The sequence below is a fragment of the Pseudomonas sp. NMI760_13 genome (assembly GCF_021283245.1).
Taxonomy (GTDB): domain Bacteria; phylum Pseudomonadota; class Gammaproteobacteria; order Pseudomonadales; family Pseudomonadaceae; genus Aquipseudomonas; species Aquipseudomonas peradeniyensis.
In genome coordinates, this window is sequence record NZ_JAJSRC010000001.1 from 193,593 (window position 1) to 210,422 (window position 16,830).

The 16,830-nt window shown below is 64.4% G+C and carries 14 protein-coding genes; 4 read left to right on the forward strand and 10 right to left on the reverse strand.

Translation table 11 applies throughout. From position 1 onward, the window contains the following. Positions 1 to 636: an alpha/beta hydrolase gene (locus LU671_RS00870; RefSeq protein ID WP_232854677.1), complete on the reverse strand. Its 636-nt coding sequence runs from the start codon at positions 634 to 636 to the stop codon at positions 1 to 3. Between the two features lie 135 nt (positions 637 to 771). Between LU671_RS00870 and LU671_RS00875 the strand changes: the two genes are divergently transcribed. Then, the gene (locus LU671_RS00875; RefSeq protein ID WP_203647922.1) at positions 772 to 1,209 is read left to right on the forward strand and encodes a YhcB family protein; all 438 of its coding nucleotides are present in this window, start codon (positions 772 to 774) and stop codon (positions 1,207 to 1,209) included. 282 nt (positions 1,210 to 1,491) lie between these two features. Here LU671_RS00875 and mdeB read toward each other — a convergent pair whose 3' ends face one another. Continuing rightward, entirely contained in the window at positions 1,492 to 4,182 is a 2,691-nt protein-coding gene (gene mdeB / locus LU671_RS00880; protein ID WP_232854678.1) for an alpha-ketoglutarate dehydrogenase, read from the reverse strand. Positions 4,183 to 4,206: 24 nt separating this feature from the next. Continuing rightward, entirely contained in the window at positions 4,207 to 5,403 is a 1,197-nt protein-coding gene (locus LU671_RS00885; protein ID WP_232854679.1) for a methionine gamma-lyase, read from the reverse strand. A 127-nt stretch (positions 5,404 to 5,530) separates the two neighbouring features. Between LU671_RS00885 and LU671_RS00890 the strand changes: the two genes are divergently transcribed. Continuing rightward, on the forward strand, positions 5,531 to 6,010 hold the full coding sequence (locus LU671_RS00890) for an Lrp/AsnC family transcriptional regulator (protein ID WP_028689769.1): 480 nt from the start codon (positions 5,531 to 5,533) through the stop codon (positions 6,008 to 6,010). Positions 6,011 to 6,181: 171 nt separating this feature from the next. Here LU671_RS00890 and cysN read toward each other — a convergent pair whose 3' ends face one another. The 3 genes from cysN to LU671_RS00905 form a co-directional block, all read right to left on the reverse strand. After that, on the reverse strand, positions 6,182 to 8,083 hold the full coding sequence (gene cysN / locus LU671_RS00895; RefSeq protein ID WP_203647925.1) for a sulfate adenylyltransferase subunit CysN: 1,902 nt from the start codon (positions 8,081 to 8,083) through the stop codon (positions 6,182 to 6,184). Positions 8,084 to 8,098: 15 nt separating this feature from the next. Continuing rightward, complete coding sequence (gene cysD / locus LU671_RS00900; protein WP_011535568.1) at positions 8,099 to 9,016, reverse strand: sulfate adenylyltransferase subunit CysD; 918 nt, start codon at positions 9,014 to 9,016, stop codon at positions 8,099 to 8,101. Between the two features lie 271 nt (positions 9,017 to 9,287). Further along, complete coding sequence (locus LU671_RS00905) at positions 9,288 to 10,046, reverse strand: Nif3-like dinuclear metal center hexameric protein (protein ID WP_028689771.1); 759 nt, start codon at positions 10,044 to 10,046, stop codon at positions 9,288 to 9,290. Between the two features lie 268 nt (positions 10,047 to 10,314). Between LU671_RS00905 and algW the strand changes: the two genes are divergently transcribed. Further along, entirely contained in the window at positions 10,315 to 11,475 is a 1,161-nt protein-coding gene (gene algW / locus LU671_RS00910; RefSeq protein ID WP_198745891.1) for a Do family serine endopeptidase AlgW, read from the forward strand. A 123-nt stretch (positions 11,476 to 11,598) separates the two neighbouring features. Here algW and LU671_RS00915 read toward each other — a convergent pair whose 3' ends face one another. From LU671_RS00915 to LU671_RS00930, 4 genes are all read right to left on the reverse strand, one after another. Further along, entirely contained in the window at positions 11,599 to 12,363 is a 765-nt protein-coding gene (locus tag LU671_RS00915) for an amino acid ABC transporter ATP-binding protein (protein WP_232854680.1), read from the reverse strand. A 10-nt stretch (positions 12,364 to 12,373) separates the two neighbouring features. Next, positions 12,374 to 13,471 (reverse strand): amino acid ABC transporter permease, encoded by a 1,098-nt coding sequence (locus LU671_RS00920; RefSeq protein ID WP_232854681.1) that lies wholly within the window; start codon positions 13,469 to 13,471, stop codon positions 12,374 to 12,376. Positions 13,472 to 13,481: 10 nt separating this feature from the next. Then, positions 13,482 to 14,660 carry an amino acid ABC transporter permease gene (locus tag LU671_RS00925; RefSeq protein WP_232854682.1) on the reverse strand — a complete coding sequence of 393 codons (1,179 nt, stop codon included), beginning with the start codon at positions 14,658 to 14,660 and terminating at the stop codon, positions 13,482 to 13,484. Between the two features lie 67 nt (positions 14,661 to 14,727). Continuing rightward, positions 14,728 to 15,756 carry an amino acid ABC transporter substrate-binding protein gene (locus tag LU671_RS00930; RefSeq protein WP_232854683.1) on the reverse strand — a complete coding sequence of 343 codons (1,029 nt, stop codon included), beginning with the start codon at positions 15,754 to 15,756 and terminating at the stop codon, positions 14,728 to 14,730. Positions 15,757 to 16,091: 335 nt separating this feature from the next. Here LU671_RS00930 and LU671_RS00935 point away from each other — a divergent pair, with 335 nt between their 5' ends. Beyond that, complete coding sequence (locus LU671_RS00935; RefSeq protein WP_203647927.1) at positions 16,092 to 16,748, forward strand: alpha/beta hydrolase; 657 nt, start codon at positions 16,092 to 16,094, stop codon at positions 16,746 to 16,748. Positions 16,749 to 16,830 lie beyond the last annotated feature (82 nt).

Genomic DNA, 16,830 nt, shown 5'->3' on the forward strand with positions numbered 1-16,830 from the left:
TCAGTTCGAAAGGCGCGGCAGCAGCAGATCCTTCAGATCGGTCAGCTTGCCATGGAAGAAGTGTCCGCATTCTGCCACTTTCAGCAGCTCATGGGGACGCGACAGGTCATTCGACCAGTCGTAGACCAGCTGCGGATCGACCACTTCGTCGGTGTCCGGCTGCACCACCGTGAGGGTGACACGCTCAGGCAACGGGAACTGTTCGCTCAGGCGCATCACCGCCGGGGCGATCATGAACAGCTGCTGCAGGGCCGCGCCCCCGGCTTCCAGGCGCCCGGCCAGGCTGGCGGCGACGAAACCACCGAAGGAGAAGCCCATCAGCACCAGCGGCAGTTCGGGATGCTGCGCGCGCAGCCAGGCCGCGGCGGCCTCGGCATCGGCCACTTCACCGGCGCCCATGTCGTGGCTGCCGGCGCTCTGGCCAACGCCACGGTAGTTGAAGCGCAGGGTGACGTAACCGGCGTCGCGGGCGGTGCGTTGCAGGGTCGAGACCACCTTGTTGAGCATGGTGCCGCCCTGGACCGGGTTGGGGTGGCAGATCAGCACCGCGCCGCGGGCGTCGGCCACGTCCAGGTACAAGGCTTCCAGCTGGCCACACGGGCCATCGATGAACAAGGGTGTTTCGCGGATAAGCAAGGCACTACTCCGTGACCTCGAGGAGGGTCGACTCGTCTAGCTGAGGAATTCTGTTCTGATTTGCGATCGCTCGCGGTATACAGCGCAGGTCTGAGCCGTTAACGTAAAGCAAAGCCGTTTATAGAGGAAGGACTCGTGGAACACTCGCTCCTTGTTTGGTTGCTGCCGACCCTGGCCCTGGTTGTCGGCGTCGGCGTCGGTTTCGCGCTGGCCCGCCTGCTGCCCAACGCGGCACCGAGCAACACCCAACGCCAGCTGGATGACATCCAGCAGCGCTTCGACAATTACCAGAATGAAGTGGTGACCCACTTCAACAGCACCGCTTCGCTGGTCAAGAAGCTGACCCAGAGCTACCAGGACGTCCAGGATCACCTGGCCGACGGCGCCAACCGCCTGGCCCTGGATGAACTGACCCGCCAGCGCCTGCTGGCCGCGCTGCACTCGGAAGCCGCGCAAGGCCCGCGTGATCGCCTGACGCCGCCGAAGGACACCGCCGAGGTGCCGCGCGACTACGCACCGAAGACCCCGAACTCGCCGGGCATGCTCGACGAGAGCTACGGGCTCAAGCGTTGAGTCGATGACAAGCAGAAGGCCTCGAAAGAGGCCTTTTTTGTGGGCAGGATCTACCCGCCATATCACTCACTCAATACCTGTAGAAGATCTCCCAGCTGCGCCTGCGTGCAGGGAAACGTCGCAAATTGCACCAGCGGGGGGAGCGGGCTTGCTGTGGTGTATGGCACCGGCTTCGCCGGTGATCGCGGGGCAAGCCCGCTCCCACGCAGTTCCATTTAACTCACAGCGTAATGTTTTCCGTGGGAGCGGGCTTGACCCGCGATAGGGCTGGCACAGGCTACCTCACCGATACCAGGCCGCCCCCTCCTCGCCAATCCCATACCGCGCCCTCGCCTCCCCCAGCACATCCGCCGGCAATACGCCCTGGCACACCAGCCCGTACAACGCCGCCAAGACCACGGCATGCCGGTCCACCTCAAAGAACCGCCGCAGTTGCTGACGCGTATCACTGCGCCCGAATCCATCGGTGCCCAGGGTGATGTAGGGCGCCTGCACATACTCGGCAATCAGCTGCGGCCAGGCACGCACATAGTCGCTAGCCGCAATCACCGGGGCATCACCGGGCAGGCTTTGACGCACATGGCAATCTCCCTGATCCCCGGCCATCGCCAGGCGTTGCGCATCCCTGGCCCCACGCGCCAGCTCGCTGAAGCTGGTGACGCTGAACACCTCGCTGTCGACCTGCCAGTCGCTGGCCAACAACTCGCCGGCGGCGATCACCTCGCGCAGGATGGTGCCCGAACCCAACAGCCGTACCTGGCCACGGGGCGCTGCCGACGCATGCCGGGCAAACCGGTACATGCCTCGCAACACATCCTCGTGCACGTCCTCGGGCAATGACGGCTGCGGGTAGTTTTCATTCATCACCGCCACGTAGTGGAACTCGTCTTGTTGCTCTACCAGCATGCGCCGTGCGGCATGATCAAGGATCACCGCCAGCTCGCCGGCAAAGCACGGGTCCCAGGCCCGGCAGTTGGGCACCATGGAAGCCATGACCAGGCTCGAGCCGTCCTGGTGCTGCAGCCCCTCGCCACCCAGCGTGGTGCGCCCCGCGGTGGCACCGAGCAACAGACCGCGGGCGCGCTGGTCGGCGGCGGCCCAGATCAGGTCGCCGACCCGCTGGAAGCCGAACATCGAGTAATAGATGTACACCGGCAGCATCGCCTCGCCATGCACCGCGTAAGCAGTCGCCGCCGCGATCCACGAGGAGATCGCCCCGGCCTCGGTGATGCCCTCCTCCAGCAACTGGCCGTCGCGCGCTTCCTTGTAGACCAGCAGTGAGCCGGCGTCCTCCGGCTCGTAGCGTTGCCCCTGGGGCGAGTAGATGCCGATCTGGCGGAACAGGCTGGCCATGCCGAAGGTCCGCGCCTCATCGGCGACAATCGGCACTACCCTAGGCCCCAGCCCCGGCACCTTGAGCCAGTTGCCGAGCAGGCGCACGGCGGCCATGGTGGTGGACATCTCCTTGCCCTCGGCGCGCAGGGCAAAGCCGGCGAAGCTGTCCAGGTCCGGCACGGGCAGGCCGGCGCAGTCGCTGCGCCGCACCGGCAGCGGCCCGCCCAGGGCCTCGCGGCGCTGGCGCAGGTAGATCATCTCCGGGCTGTCGGCGGCCGGACGATAGAACCGCAGCTGCTCCACTGCCTCATCCGACAGCGGCAGGTGGAAACGGTCGCGGAAGGCCAGCAGTGCCTGCACATCGAGCTTCTTGGCCTGGTGCGCGGTCATCCGCGACTCGCCGGCGCTGCTCATGCCGTAGCCTTTCTTGGTCTTGGCCAGGATCACCGTCGGCCGGCCCTTGCAGGCCTTGGCCGCGGCATAGGCGGCATGCAGCTTGCGAAAATCGTGGCCACCGCGCTTGAGGGCGTTGATCTCGTCGGCGCTCATATGCGCCACCAGGCGCTGCAGCGCCGGGTTCTGCTTGAAGAAGTGCTCGAGGTTGTAGCTGCCGTCCTTGGCGCCGAGGGTCTGGAACTGCCCGTCGGGTGTCGCTGCCAGCTGGCGCAGCAGCGCATGCTCATGATCCCGGGCGAACAGCGCGTCCCACTCCGAGCCCCACAGCACCTTGATCACGTTCCAGCCGGCGCCGCTGAACAGCGCTTCGAGTTCCTGGATGATCTGGCCGTTGCCGCGCACCGGGCCGTCCAGGCGCTGCAGGTTGCAGTTGACGATGAAGGTCAGGTTGTCCAGGCCTTCGCGGGCCGCCAGGGTCAGGCCGGCGATCGATTCCGGCTCGTCCATCTCGCCATCGCCGAACACGCCCCACACATGCCGCGCCGAGGTGTCGAGCAGGCCGCGGTGCTGCAGGTAGCGCATGAACCGCGCCTGGTAGATGGCATTGAGTGGGCCGATGCCCATGGAGCCGGTGGGGAACTGCCAGAAGTCAGGCATCAGCCAGGGATGCGGATAGGAGCACAGGCCATTGCCCGCGACTTCCTGCCGGTAGTTGGCCAGTTGCGCCTCGCTCAGACGCCCTTCAAGGAAGGCGCGGGCATAGATGCCCGGCGCCGAGTGCGGCTGGAAAAACACCAGGTCGCCACTGCGCTGCGCGCCGCCGCCCTCGCCACGGAAGAAATGCTGGAAACCGACCTCGAAGATTTCCGCCGCCGAGGCATAGCTGGCGATATGCCCGCCAAGCTCGCCGTAGGCATGGTTGGCCCGCACCACCATGGCCAGGGCGTTCCAGCGCAGGATGCCGGTGATTCGCTCGTCCAGCTCCAGATCGCCCGGATAGTTGCCCTGCTGCTCCACCGGCAAGGTGTTGCGATAGGCCGAGAAGGCCTGGGCCTCACGTTCAAGGCCCAGTTCCAGGGCATGGGCCTGCAGGCGCTGCAGCAGATAGCGCGCCCGTGCCGGGCCACAGTGTGCCAGGGTCGAGGACAGGGCCTCGCACCACTCGGCGGTTTCCCCGGGGTCACTGTCCAGGGCGGCTTCCAGGGCCGTCAACGGCTCGTTCGGGTTCATCATCGCTACCATCGCGCAGGCCTCGTCCGTGGCGGTTCAGGCGCAGGCCTTCAGGGCCTGGGCAATGTCGGCGAGCAGGTCGTCGATGTCTTCCAGCCCCACCGACAGACGCACCAGGCCTTCCGAGATGCCGTGCTCGGCACGCTCCTGCTGGGTATAGCTGGAGTGGGTCATGCTCGCCGGGTGCTGGGCCAGCGACTCGGCATCGCCCAGGCTCACCGCACGGCTGAACAGCTGCAGGGCGTTCATGAAGCGACGGCCGGCCTCGATCCCGCCCTTGAGTTCGAAGGCGATCATGCCGCCCGGCAGGCGCATCTGCCGCTGGGCCAGCGCGTACTGCGGGAAGGATGGCAGGCCCGGGTAATGCAGCAGCTCGACCTGTGATTGTTCGGCGAGGAACTCGGCCACCTGCTGGGCATTGGCGCAGTGACGGTCCATGCGCAGGGCCAAGGTCTTGATGCCGCGCATCAGCAGCGCCGCGTCATGGGGCGACAGCACCGCGCCGGTCATGTCCTTGAGCCCTTCCAGGCGGATGCGATCGACCAGCGCCTTGCGCCCGACCACCAGCCCGGCGGTGATGTCGCCATGCCCGGACAGGTACTTGGTGGCCGAATGCACCACCAGGTCCACGCCAAGCTCCAGCGGGCGTTGCAGGTAGGGCGTGCAGTAGGTGTTGTCGACCACGATGCTCAGGTCGTGGCCACGGGCGGCATCGACCACCGCGGTGATATCCACCAGCTGCATGTTGGGGTTGGCCGGCGATTCGAAATAGATCATCCGCGTCTTCGGGGTGATCGCGGCCTGCAGTGCCGGGATGTCGTTGAGGTCGACATGGCGGATCTTCACGCCGAACTCGCCGATGCCGTGGTGCAGGTAGGCGAAGGTGCAGCCGTACAGGATGCTGCCGACGATCAGCTCGTCACCCGGGCGTAGCAGGGTCCATAGCGTGGCGGTGATGGCGCCCATGCCGGAGGCCAGCGCCAGCCCGGCCTCGCCTCCTTCCAGGGACGCCATGCGCTGCTCGAGCAGGGCCAGGGTCGGATTGGAAATACGGCTATAGAAATGCCCCGGTTCCTCACCCGCGAAGCAGGCGGCGCCGTACTCGACGGTGGGGAAGGCATAGGTGGCGGTCTGGTACACCGGCGGCACCAGGGCGCCGCCGTGGGACAGCGGGTCGTAGCCATGGTGGATGGCCCGCGTGGAGAATCCGGTGTTCTTGTTGGAGTCGCGCATGGCAACAGCCTCTTGTGGTTTGTTATAAGCTTATGCCACCAAGCTGCCGCGCTTTTTCCAAATTTGCCCACGCAATCGGGCATGTTTTGAAAGAAAAACAACAAAAACAGAACCAGGAGGGCAAGATATGCCTTCAGCTCTCGACCGTACCGACCGCGCCCTGCTCGCCGCCCTGCAGGACAACGCCCGCCTGACCGTTTCCGAACTCGCCGACCAGGTCGCCCTGACCACCTCGCCCTGCTGGCGGCGGGTCAAGTTGCTGGAGGACAACGGCTACATCACCGGCTACCAGGCCATTCTTTCGCCCAAGTCGCTGGGCTTCGGGGTGACCGCGTTCGTCAGCATCATGATGGACTCGCACACCAAGGAGATGGCCCTGGCATTCGAACAGCGGCTGATGGAAATTCCCGAGATCGTCGCCTGCCACAACATCTCCGGGCGCTATGACTTTTTGCTGGAGATCCTCGCCCGGGACCTGGAGTCGTTTGGCGAATTCACCCGGGAGGTGCTGCAACGGTTGCCGGGGGTGAAGGAGATCTATTCGAGTTTTTCGTACAAGGCGGTGAAGGAGCGGCGGGTGATTCCCGTTTCCGAGAAACACATTTAGAGAGTCGGGGGCGCGCTGCGCCCCTTTCGCGGCACAAGGCCGCTCCTACAGGGTTGCGCGGTCCCCTGTAGGAGCGGCCTTGTGCCGCGAACGGGCTGCACAGCAGCCCCGGCTCTCCCGAACCAAACAAAAAACCCCGCCGAAGCGGGGTTTCTCAGATCACGCGGTTACTCAGATCGCGCCACGCAGACGCAGCACATCCAGCACCAGCTTCACACCTTCATCGACACTGACCGACTGGGTGTCGATCACCAGGTCCGCATCCAGCGGCACATCGAACGGGAAGCTCTCGCCCGGAATGTTGTCGCCACCGGCCGCGTACAGCCCCTGTGGATCACGCTCACGGCACACCAGCGGCGACGCCTGGACGTAGACCGTGACCAGGCGCTCCTTGCCGATCAGCGCCTTGGCCTGCTCGCGGCCTTCGGCATCCGGGGCAACGAACGCAGCCAGGGTCAGCAGGCCGGCTTCGTTGAACTGGCGCGCCACATGGGCGGCGCGGCGCCAGTTCTCGGTGCGCCCGGCGCGATCCTGCGGCAGGCCCTTGTTCAGGTCGTGGCGCAGGTTCTGGCCATCGAGCACATAGACCGCACGGCCCATGTCGAACAGCTTGCGCTCCACCGCGTAGGCCAGGGTGCTCTTGCCGGCGCCGGACAGGCCGCTGAACAGCACGGTGGCCGGCTGCTGGCCGAAGCGCAGGGCGCGCTCTTCGGTCGACACATGGGCCAGCTTGCCGTGCTGACCGGTGCTGCCGTGCGGCAGTACCGGCGGGGCGATGATCATGCCGGCGCCGACGGTGCCGTTGGTCAGGCGGTCGATGACGATGAACGCGCCGGTGGTGCGGTTGCTCTCGTAGCCGTCCAGGGCAATGGCGCTGTCCAGCGCGACCTTGACCCGGCCGATCTCGTTGAGCTGCAGCGCGCTGGCGGCGCCCTGCTCCAGGGTGTTCACATCGACCTTGTGGGTGATGCTCGCAATCGAGCCCGGCACGTAGCTGGTGGCGCGCTTGATGTCGTACTTCTTGCCCGGGAGCATTGGCTCCTCGGCCATCCACACCAGCATGGCATCGAACTGGTCGGTGACCGACGGTACATTGTCGGCATGTACCAGCAGGTCGCCACGGGAGATGTCGATCTCGTCTTCCATGGTCAGGGTCACGGCCTGGCCGGGGCCGGCGTTCTCCAGTTCACCTTCGTAGGTGACGATGGACTTGACCCGGCTGCTCTTGCCCGACGGCAGCACGACGATCTCGTCGCCCTTGTGCACCACGCCACCGGCGATGGTGCCGGCGAAGCCACGGAAGTTCAGGTTCGGACGGTTGACGTACTGCACCGGGAAACGCAGGTCGGTGACGTTGCGGTCGGCGGCGATCTCGACGGTCTCGAGGATCTCCATCAGCGCCGGGCCCGTGTACCACGGCGAACGCTCGCTGCGGTTGACCACGTTGTCGCCCTTGAGCGCCGACATCGGCACGAAGTGCAGGCTGCTCGGCTTGAGGTTGATGCCCTCGGCGAACTTCAGGTAGTCGGCCTTGATCGACTCGAAGACCTGCTCGTCGAAGCCCTTGAGGTCCATCTTGTTGACCGCGACGACGATGTGCTTGATGCCCAGCAACGAGGCGATGTAGCTGTGCCGGCGGGTCTGGGTCTGTACGCCGTAGCGGGCATCGACCAGGATGATCGCCAGATCGCACGTGGACGCGCCGGTGGCCATGTTGCGGGTGTACTGCTCGTGGCCCGGGGTGTCGGCGATGATGAACTTGCGCTTGGCGGTGGAGAAGTAGCGGTAGGCGACATCGATGGTGATGCCCTGCTCGCGCTCGGCCTGCAGGCCGTCCACCAGCAGCGCCAGGTCGACTTCCTCGCCAGTGGTGCCGGATTTTTTCGAGTCGCGGGTGATGGCCTCGAGGTGGTCCTCGTAGATCATCTTCGAGTCGTGCAGCAGGCGCCCGATCAGGGTGCTCTTGCCGTCGTCCACGTTGCCACAGGTCAGGAAGCGCAGCAGCTCTTTACGCTCGTGCTGGGCCAGGTAGGCGAGGATGTCCTCGCTGATCAAATCGGATTGGTGCGACATGAGGAAACCCTGAAATTAGAAGTAGCCTTGGCGTTTTTTGTCTTCCATGGAACCGGCGCCATCGTGGTCGATGACGCGGCCCTGGCGCTCGGACGTTCGGGTCAGGAGCATTTCCTGGATGATGTCCGTCAGGGTCTCGGCTTCAGACTCGACCGCGCCCGTCAGCGGGTAGCAGCCCAGGGTACGGAAACGCACTTTCTTCTTGACGATGCGCGCCTTCTCCTCGTCGCTCAGGTGCTCGAGGATGCGCTCGTCGTCGATCATGATCAGGGTGCCGTTCTTCTCGATCACTTCGCGCTCGGCGGCGAAGTACAGCGGCACGATCGGGATGCCTTCGAGGTAGATGTACTGCCAGATGTCCAGCTCGGTCCAGTTCGACAGCGGGAACACGCGGATCGACTCGCCCTTGTTGACCTTGCCGTTGTAGATGTTCCACAGCTCCGGGCGCTGGTTCTTCGGGTCCCAGCGGTGCTTGCTGTCACGGAACGAGTAGACGCGCTCCTTGGCCCGCGACTTCTCTTCGTCACGGCGCGCACCGCCGAAGGCGGCGTCGAAGCCATGCTTGTCCAGCGCCTGCTTCAGGCCCTGGGTCTTCATGATGTCGGTGTGCTTGGAGCTGCCATGGGTGAACGGGTTGATGCCCTGCGCCACACCCTCGGGGTTGACGTGGGTGATCAGCTCCAGGCCCATCTCTTCGACCATCTTGTCGCGGAAGCGGTACATCTCCTGGAACTTCCACTGGGTGTCGACGTGCATCACCGGGAACGGCAGCTTGCCCGGGAAGAACGCCTTGCGCGCCAGGTGCAGCATGACCGCGGAATCCTTGCCGATCGAGTACAGCATCACCGGGTTGTCGAACTCGGCGGCCACCTCGCGGATGATGTGGATGCTCTCCGCCTCCAGCTGTTTCAAGTGCGTCAGATTGTCGACCATGGCTACTCACGAAAAACGATCTTATGGACGGCCTGCGGGCCGTGTTCGAGCGAGCCACTTTATCACAGCACCTGATTCTATTTAGGAGGCTGCCTAGATCGAAACAATCTAACGATATGACTGGGGGTTTGGGCCCTGTAGGAGCGGCCTTGTGCCGCGAAAGGGCTGCAAGGCAGCCCCGGCGATTTATGCATCAACGCTGAAATCCTGGGGCTGCTGCGCAGCCCTTTCGCGGCACAAGGCCGCTCCTACAGGAACGACATCTGCATCATCAGATCGGATTCGGGCAATCGATGAACAGGTGCTCGACCGCGAACCGCCGCGCCAGGTAATCGCCCAGCGCCTGCACGCCATAGCGTTCGGTGGCGTGGTGCCCGGCGGCAATGAAGCTCACGCCATTCTCGCGGGCACTGTGGAAGGTCTGCTCCGACGCCTCGCCACTGATGAACAGGTCGACCCCGGCGGCGATGGCGGTGTCGATGTAGCCCTGCCCACCGCCGGTGCACCAGCCGACCCGGCGGATCATCTGCTCACCCTCGACGACCAGCGGCTCACGCCCCAGCGCCTCGCGCACCCGGCGGGCAAAGTCCCGCGCCGACACCGGTTCCGCCAGCGAACCGACCAGGCCGACCACCTTGGGATTGTTCGGGTCCAGCGGGCCTTCGACCGTGATATCCAACTGGCGCGCCAGCTGCACGTTGTTGCCCACTTCCGGGTGTACGTCCAGCGGCAGGTGGAAGGCCAGCAGGCTGATGTCGTGCTTGAGCAGGGTCTTCAGGCGCCGCTGCTTGATCCCGGTGATGCACGGGTTCTCGCCCTTCCAGAAGTAGCCATGGTGCACCAGCACCAGGTCGGCTTCGGCCTCGACCGCCGCGTCCAGCAGCGCCTGGCTGGCGGTCACGCCGCTGACGATACGGCTGACCTGGGGGCGGCCTTCGACCTGCAGGCCGTTGGGGCAGTAGTCCTGGATCTTCGCGCTGCCCAGGTAGCGCTCGGCTTCCTCGACCAGGGTATTGAGGGCGACGGCCATGAAAAATCTCCTCGAATTCGGCGTTGCACCAGGGCGCGAGGCCCTATAATGGCCGCCATTATGGGCCGTCGCCGGTTTCGGGGGAACCGCTGTCAGGTTCTCCCCTTCGCGGGGCAAGCCCGCTCCCACGCCGTGCGCGAACGGCGTGGGAGCGGGCTTGCCCCGCGATACACCAACCGTCGCCGTCCGGTTTTTTCACGTGTATGATCGCGCGCGCTCGCCCCGGGCCGAACTGACAAGGCCCCCGCCCTACTCCCAGGATTCATTCATGTTCAAGGCTCTGCGTTACTTCGGCTGGCCCCTGCTCACCGGTGTGCTGATCGCCATCCTGATCATCCAGCGTTTCCCGCAATGGGTCGGCCTGCCCAGCCAGGACGTCAACCTGCAGCAGGCCCCGCAAACCACGAAGATCATGCAGGGCCCGGTGTCCTACGCCGATGCCGTGACCCTGGCCGCGCCCGCGGTGGTCAACCTGTACACCACCAAGGTGGTGAACAAGAGCGCCCACCCGCTGTTCGAAGACCCGCAGTTCCGCCGCTTCTTCGGCGACAACCTGCCCAAGCAGCGGCGCTGGGAGTCGAGCCTGGGCTCGGCGGTGATCATGAGCCCGGAAGGCTACCTGCTGACCAACAACCACGTCACCAGCGGCGCCGACCAGATCGTCGTGGCCCTCAAGGACGGCCGCGAGACCCTCGCCCGGGTGATCGGCAGCGACCCGGAAACCGACCTGGCGGTGCTGAAGATCGACCTCAAGAGCCTGCCGGCGATCACCATCGGCCGCTCCGACAACATCCACATCGGTGACGTGACCCTGGCCATCGGCAACCCGTTCGGCGTCGGCCAGACCGTGACCATGGGCATCATCAGCGCCACCGGGCGCAACCAGCTGGGCCTGAACAACTACGAAGACTTCATCCAGACTGACGCGGCGATCAACCCGGGCAACTCCGGCGGCGCGCTGGTGGATGCCAACGGCAACCTGGTGGGCATCAACACGGCTATCTTTTCCAAGTCCGGTGGTTCCCAGGGCATCGGCTTCGCCATTCCGGTCAAGCTGGCACTGGAGGTGATGAAGTCGATCGTCGAGCACGGCCAGGTGATCCGTGGCTGGCTGGGCATCGAAGTACAACCGCTGAGCCAGGAGCTGGCCGAATCGTTTGGTATGCAGGGGCGCCCGGGGATCGTCGTGGCGGGTATCTTCCGCGATGGCCCGGCGGCGCGCGCGGGGCTGCAACTGGGCGATGTGATCCTGAGCATCAATGGCGAGCCGGCCGGTGACGGGCGCAAATCGATGAACCAAGTGGCGCGGATCAAGCCCAATGAGAAGATCACCATCGAGGTGGTGCGCAATGGGCAGCAGCTGAAGCTGGTGGCCGAGGTGGGGCTGCGGCCGCCGCCAGCGCCGGTGGCCACCAAAGAAGAGAAGTGATATTGCTTGATTGGGGCTGCTTTGCAGCCCTTTCGCGGCACAAGGCCGCTCCTACAAGGATCGCGTTGTTCCTGTAGGAGCGGCCTTGTGCCGCGAAAGGGCCGCAAAGCGGCCCCGACTGCATCAATGCAGGATCTGGCTCAGGAACAACTTGGTCCGATCACTGCGCGGCCGGTCGAAGAAGTCATCCGGCGCGGCCTGCTCGACGATCTCCCCCTTGTCCATGAAGATCACCCGGTTCGCCACGGTGCGGGCAAAGCCCATCTCGTGGGTCACGCAGAGCATGGTCATACCGTCTTCGGCCAGGCTGACCATGGTGTCCAGCACCTCCTTGACCATCTCCGGGTCCAGCGCCGAAGTCGGCTCGTCGAACAGCATGATCTTCGGCTTCATGCACAGCGCCCGGGCAATCGCCACCCGCTGCTGTTGACCACCAGACAACTGCCCCGGGTACTTGTGCGCCTGCTCCGGAATGCGCACGCGCTCGAGGAAGTGCATGGCGATTTCCTCGGCCTTGCGCCGCGGCAGCTTGCGCACCCACATCGGCGCCAGGGTGCAGTTTTCAAGGATGCTCAGGTGCGGGAACAGGTTGAAGTGCTGGAACACCATGCCCACCTCGCGGCGGATCGCCTCGATCTGCTTGAGGTCATTGGTTAGCTCCACGCCATCGACGACGATGCGCCCCTGCTGGTGTTCCTCCAGCCGGTTGAGGCAGCGGATGGTGGTCGACTTGCCCGAGCCGGACGGCCCGCACAGGACGATGCGCTCGCCCTGGCGCACGTTCAGGTTGATGTCCTTGAGCACATGGAACTGGCCGTACCACTTGTTCACGCCCTGCATCTGGATGATGCCTTCGGGGCCGGCAGGCTGCTTGATCGCTTCACTCATTTCGAAACTCCTAACGCTTGTGGCCAGTGTCCAGCTTGCGCTCCAGGTGCATGGAGTAGCGGGACATACCGAAACAGAAAATCCAGAACACCAGGGCGGCGAACACATAGCCCTCGGTGGCCATGCCCAGCCAGGCCGGGTCAGCCGCTGCCTGCTTGACGCTGTTGAGCAGGTCGAACAGGCCGATGATGATCACAAGGCTGGTGTCCTTGAACAGGGCGATGAAGGTGTTGACGATGCCAGGAATCACCAGCTTGAGCGCCTGGGGCAGGATCACCAGGCCCATCGCCCGCCAGTAGCCCAGGCCCATGGCCGCGGCGGCTTCGTACTGGCCCTTGGGGATGGCCTGCAGGCCGCCGCGCACCACCTCGGCGATGTACGCCGACTGGAACAGGATCACGCCGATCATCGCCCGCAGCAGCTTGTCGAAGCTCATGCCCTCGGGCAGGAACAGCGGCAGCATCACCGATGACATGAACAGCACGGTGATCAGCGGCACGCCGCGCCAGAACTCGATGAAGGTCACGCAGACCACCTTCACCGCCGGCATGTTCGAACGCCGCCCCAGCGCCAGCAGGATGCCCAGCGGCAAGGCGCCGACGATACCGACCGTGGCGATCACCAGGGTCAGCATCAGGCCGCCCCACTGGCTGGTGGGCACCGTGTCCAGGCCCAGCACACCGCCATGCAGCAGGATGTAGGCGAGGATCGGGTACAGCACCAGGAAGCCCAGGCCGTACACCGCCTTGCGCGGGAAGCGCTTGATGAACAGCGGTGCGGCGCCGAGCACGGCGAGCCATACGCTCAGGTCGACGCGCCAGCGCAGTTCCGCCGGGTAGTAGCCGTACATGAACTGGCCGAAGCGCTGTTGGATGAACACCCAGCAGGCGCCCTCCTTGGTGCAGTCGGCGCGAGTGGTGCCGACCCAGTTGGCGTCGATGAACGCCCACTGCACCAGCGGCGGCACGATCAGCCAGACCAGGTACAGGGCGAACAATGTCAGCAGGGTGTTGAGCCAGCTGGAGAACAGGTTGGCCCGCATCCAGGCGAGCACGCCAACGGTCTTCACCGGTGGCGGCATGTCGGGTTTGAAAACATGGGCTGTCACGGATGTACCCTCACCGTTCGATCAGCGCAATGCGCTTGTTGTACCAGTTCATCAACAGCGAAATGCTGATGCTGATGGCGAGATAGACGCTCATGGTGATGGCGATCACCTCGATGGCCTGGCCGGTCTGGTTGAGCACGGTACCGGCGAACAGCGAGACCATCTCCGGGTAGCCGATACCGGCGGCCAGCGACGAGTTCTTTGCCAGGTTCAGGTACTGGCTGGTCAGCGGCGGAATGATCACCCGCAAGGCCTGGGGAATGATCACCTTGCGCAGCGTCGGGCCTTCGCGCAGGCCCAGCGAGCGGGCCGCCTCGGTCTGGCCGTGGCTGACCGAACGGATACCGGAACGCACGATCTCGGCGATGAACGCCGCGGTATAGATGGTCAGCGCCAGGGTCAGCGCCAGCAGCTCGGGGATCAGCACCCAGCCACCGACGAAGTTGAAGCCCTTGAGCTGCGGCACTTCCCAGTGCACCGGGCTGCCGAACAGCAGCGCGCAGACGCCGGGGATGCCGATGAACAGCAGCAGGCCGACCCAGAACTTGTGGAACGGCTCGCCGGTTTCGTTGAAACGCTTGTTGGCGAAACGCACCATCACCGCGATGGCGACGATCGCCAGCACCAGCGCGATGACGAACGGCCAGAAGCCCTCGGCCATCGAGGCGCCGGGCATGTTCAGGCCGCGATTGCTGATGAAGAAGGTGTCGTCGATGTTGATGCTGCCCCGTGGCCCCGGCAGGGTCAGGAACACGGCGAAGTACCAGAACAGGATCTGCAGCAGCGGCGGAATGTTGCGGAAGGTCTCCACATACACCGTCGCCAGCTTGTTGATCATCCAGTTCGGCGACAGCCGCGCCACGCCGATGATGAAGCCCAGCAGCGTCGCCAGGATGATGCCGATGAAGGTCACCAGCAGGGTGTTGAGCAGGCCGATGACGAATACCCGGGCGTAGCTGTCCGACTCCACGTAGGGAATCAGGTGCTGGGCGATGCCGAAGCCGGCGCTGCGCTCGAGGAAATCGAAGCCCGAGGTGATGCCCCGGTGCTGCAGGTTGGTCTGGGTGTTGTGGAACAGGTACCAGCCCAGGCCCACCACGAAGACCACCGTGAGGATCTGGAACAGCCACGCGCGCACACGTGGATCACTAAGGGAAAACCCTTTCCGTGCGCCGATTTGATTTTGCATGAAGTGCCCCGAAAAGAAGGGATTCGAACGACCCGCGGCGGCAGGATGCCGCCGCGGGGTGCAACCATCAGCGCACCGGTGGCGCGTACTGGATGCCGCCGTTGTTCCACAGGGCGTTCATGCCACGGTCGATCTTCAGGTCGGTGCTCTGGCCCAGGTTCTTCTCGAACACTTCGCCATAGTTGCCGACTTGCTTGACGATCTGCACTACCCAGTCCTTGGGCAGCTTGAGGTCCTTGCCGTACTCGCCATCGGCGCCCAGCAGGCGGGCGACGTCAGGGTTCTTGGTGGACTTGGCCTCGGCCTCGGCGTTCTTCGAGGTGACGCCGGCCTCTTCAGCATTGAGCATGGCGAACAGGGTCCACTTGACGATGCTGAACCACTCCTCGTCGCCCTTGCGCACCACCGGGCCCAGCGGCTCCTTGGAGATGGTTTCCGGCAGCACCACGTACTCGGTCGGCGCGGCCAGCTTGGAACGCTGGGCGAACAGCTGCGACTTGTCCGAGGTCAGCACGTCGCAACGGCCGGACTCCAGCGACTTGGCGCTTTCGTCGGAGGTGTCGAAGGTGATCGGGGTGTACTTCAGGCCATTGGCGCGGAAGTAGTCGGAGACGTTCAGCTCGGTGGTGGTGCCGGCCTGGATGCAGATGGTCGCGCCGTCGAGTTCCTTGGCGCTGGAGACGCCGAGTTTCTTGTTGGCGAGGAAGCCGACGCCGTCGTAGTAGGTGACGCCAGCGAACACCAGGCCCATGCCGGCATCGCGCGAGCTGGTCCAGGTGGTGTTGCGCGACAGCACGTCGACTTCGCCGGACTGCAGCGCGGTGAAGCGCTCCTTGGCGTTGAGCTGGCTGAACTTGACCTTGGTCGCGTCGCCGAACACGGCGGCGGCCACGGCGCGGCACACATCGGCGTCGATGCCGACGATCTTGCCTTGCGCGTCCGGTACGGAGAAGCCTGGAAGACCATCGCTCACGCCACACTGGACGAAGCCCTTCTTCTTCACCGCATCGAGGGTGGCGCCGGCCTGGGCGAAGCTGGTGGCGCCCAGCGCGGCGGCGGCGGTCAGGACTGCCAGGGTGGTTTTCAACATCTTCATCAACAACCTCCAAATCGCTCTTGTTGTATGAGCCGGAATTGCACCGCACCCTTATGAGGCGCATCCGACCCCTTGTTGGCTTGTTTTTGGGTCAATTGGCGCAATGGGCTGTTCTATGACAGCCTTCGATCCACACGAGGGGTGTTACCGCGACCGGTCCACCTCTTCGCATGGCAAGGACATAGCAAAGGGCGTACCACAGTCGAAGGCTTAAGCGATTAAGCGGTAGTCAAGTAGTAAAAGTTGTAGAGTTGCGACATCTTTTTCTGGCATTAACCTCCAATGCCTTCTTTTTACGCACTACATAAGTACGCAAGCACTCTTTCGGAGCAGTCATGACCAACCCGCTGATCCTCGAACCCCAGAAAACCGCCGACGCCTGTGTGATCTGGTTGCACGGCCTGGGGGCCGACCGTTACGACTTCCTACCTGTGGCGGAATTTCTCCAGGAACGCCTGCTGAGCACCCGCTTCATCATGCCCCAGGCCCCCACCCGCCCGGTGACCATCAACGGTGGCTACCAGATGCCCAGCTGGTACGACATCAAGGCCATGACCCCGGCGCGGGCCATCGACGAAACGCAGCTGGAGGAATCGGCCGATCAGGTCATTGCCCTGATCAAGGCGGAACAGGCCAAGGGCATCAACCTGTCGCGCATCTTCCTCGCCGGTTTCTCCCAGGGCGGCGCCGTGGTGCTGCACACCGCCTATATAAAGTGGCAGGAGGCCCTGGGCGGGGTGATCGCCCTGTCCACCTACGCACCGACCTTCACCGACAGCCAGCAGTTGAGCGCCTGCCAGCAGCGCACCCCGGCGCTGTGCCTGCACGGCGTGCATGACTCGGTGGTGATCCCGTCGATGGGCCGCACGGCGTTCGAATACCTCGATACCTGGGGTGTGGCTGCCCAGTGGCACGAGTACCCCATGGAACACGAAGTGGCGGTGGCCGAGCTGTCCGACATCCACGACTGGCTGAGCCACCAGCTGAAGTGATCCTGTAGCCCAGGATGCATTGCACTACGCCGCGCCCGATTCTTGCATTACACTGCCCGGCGTACATTCCTTAACCAGTTGA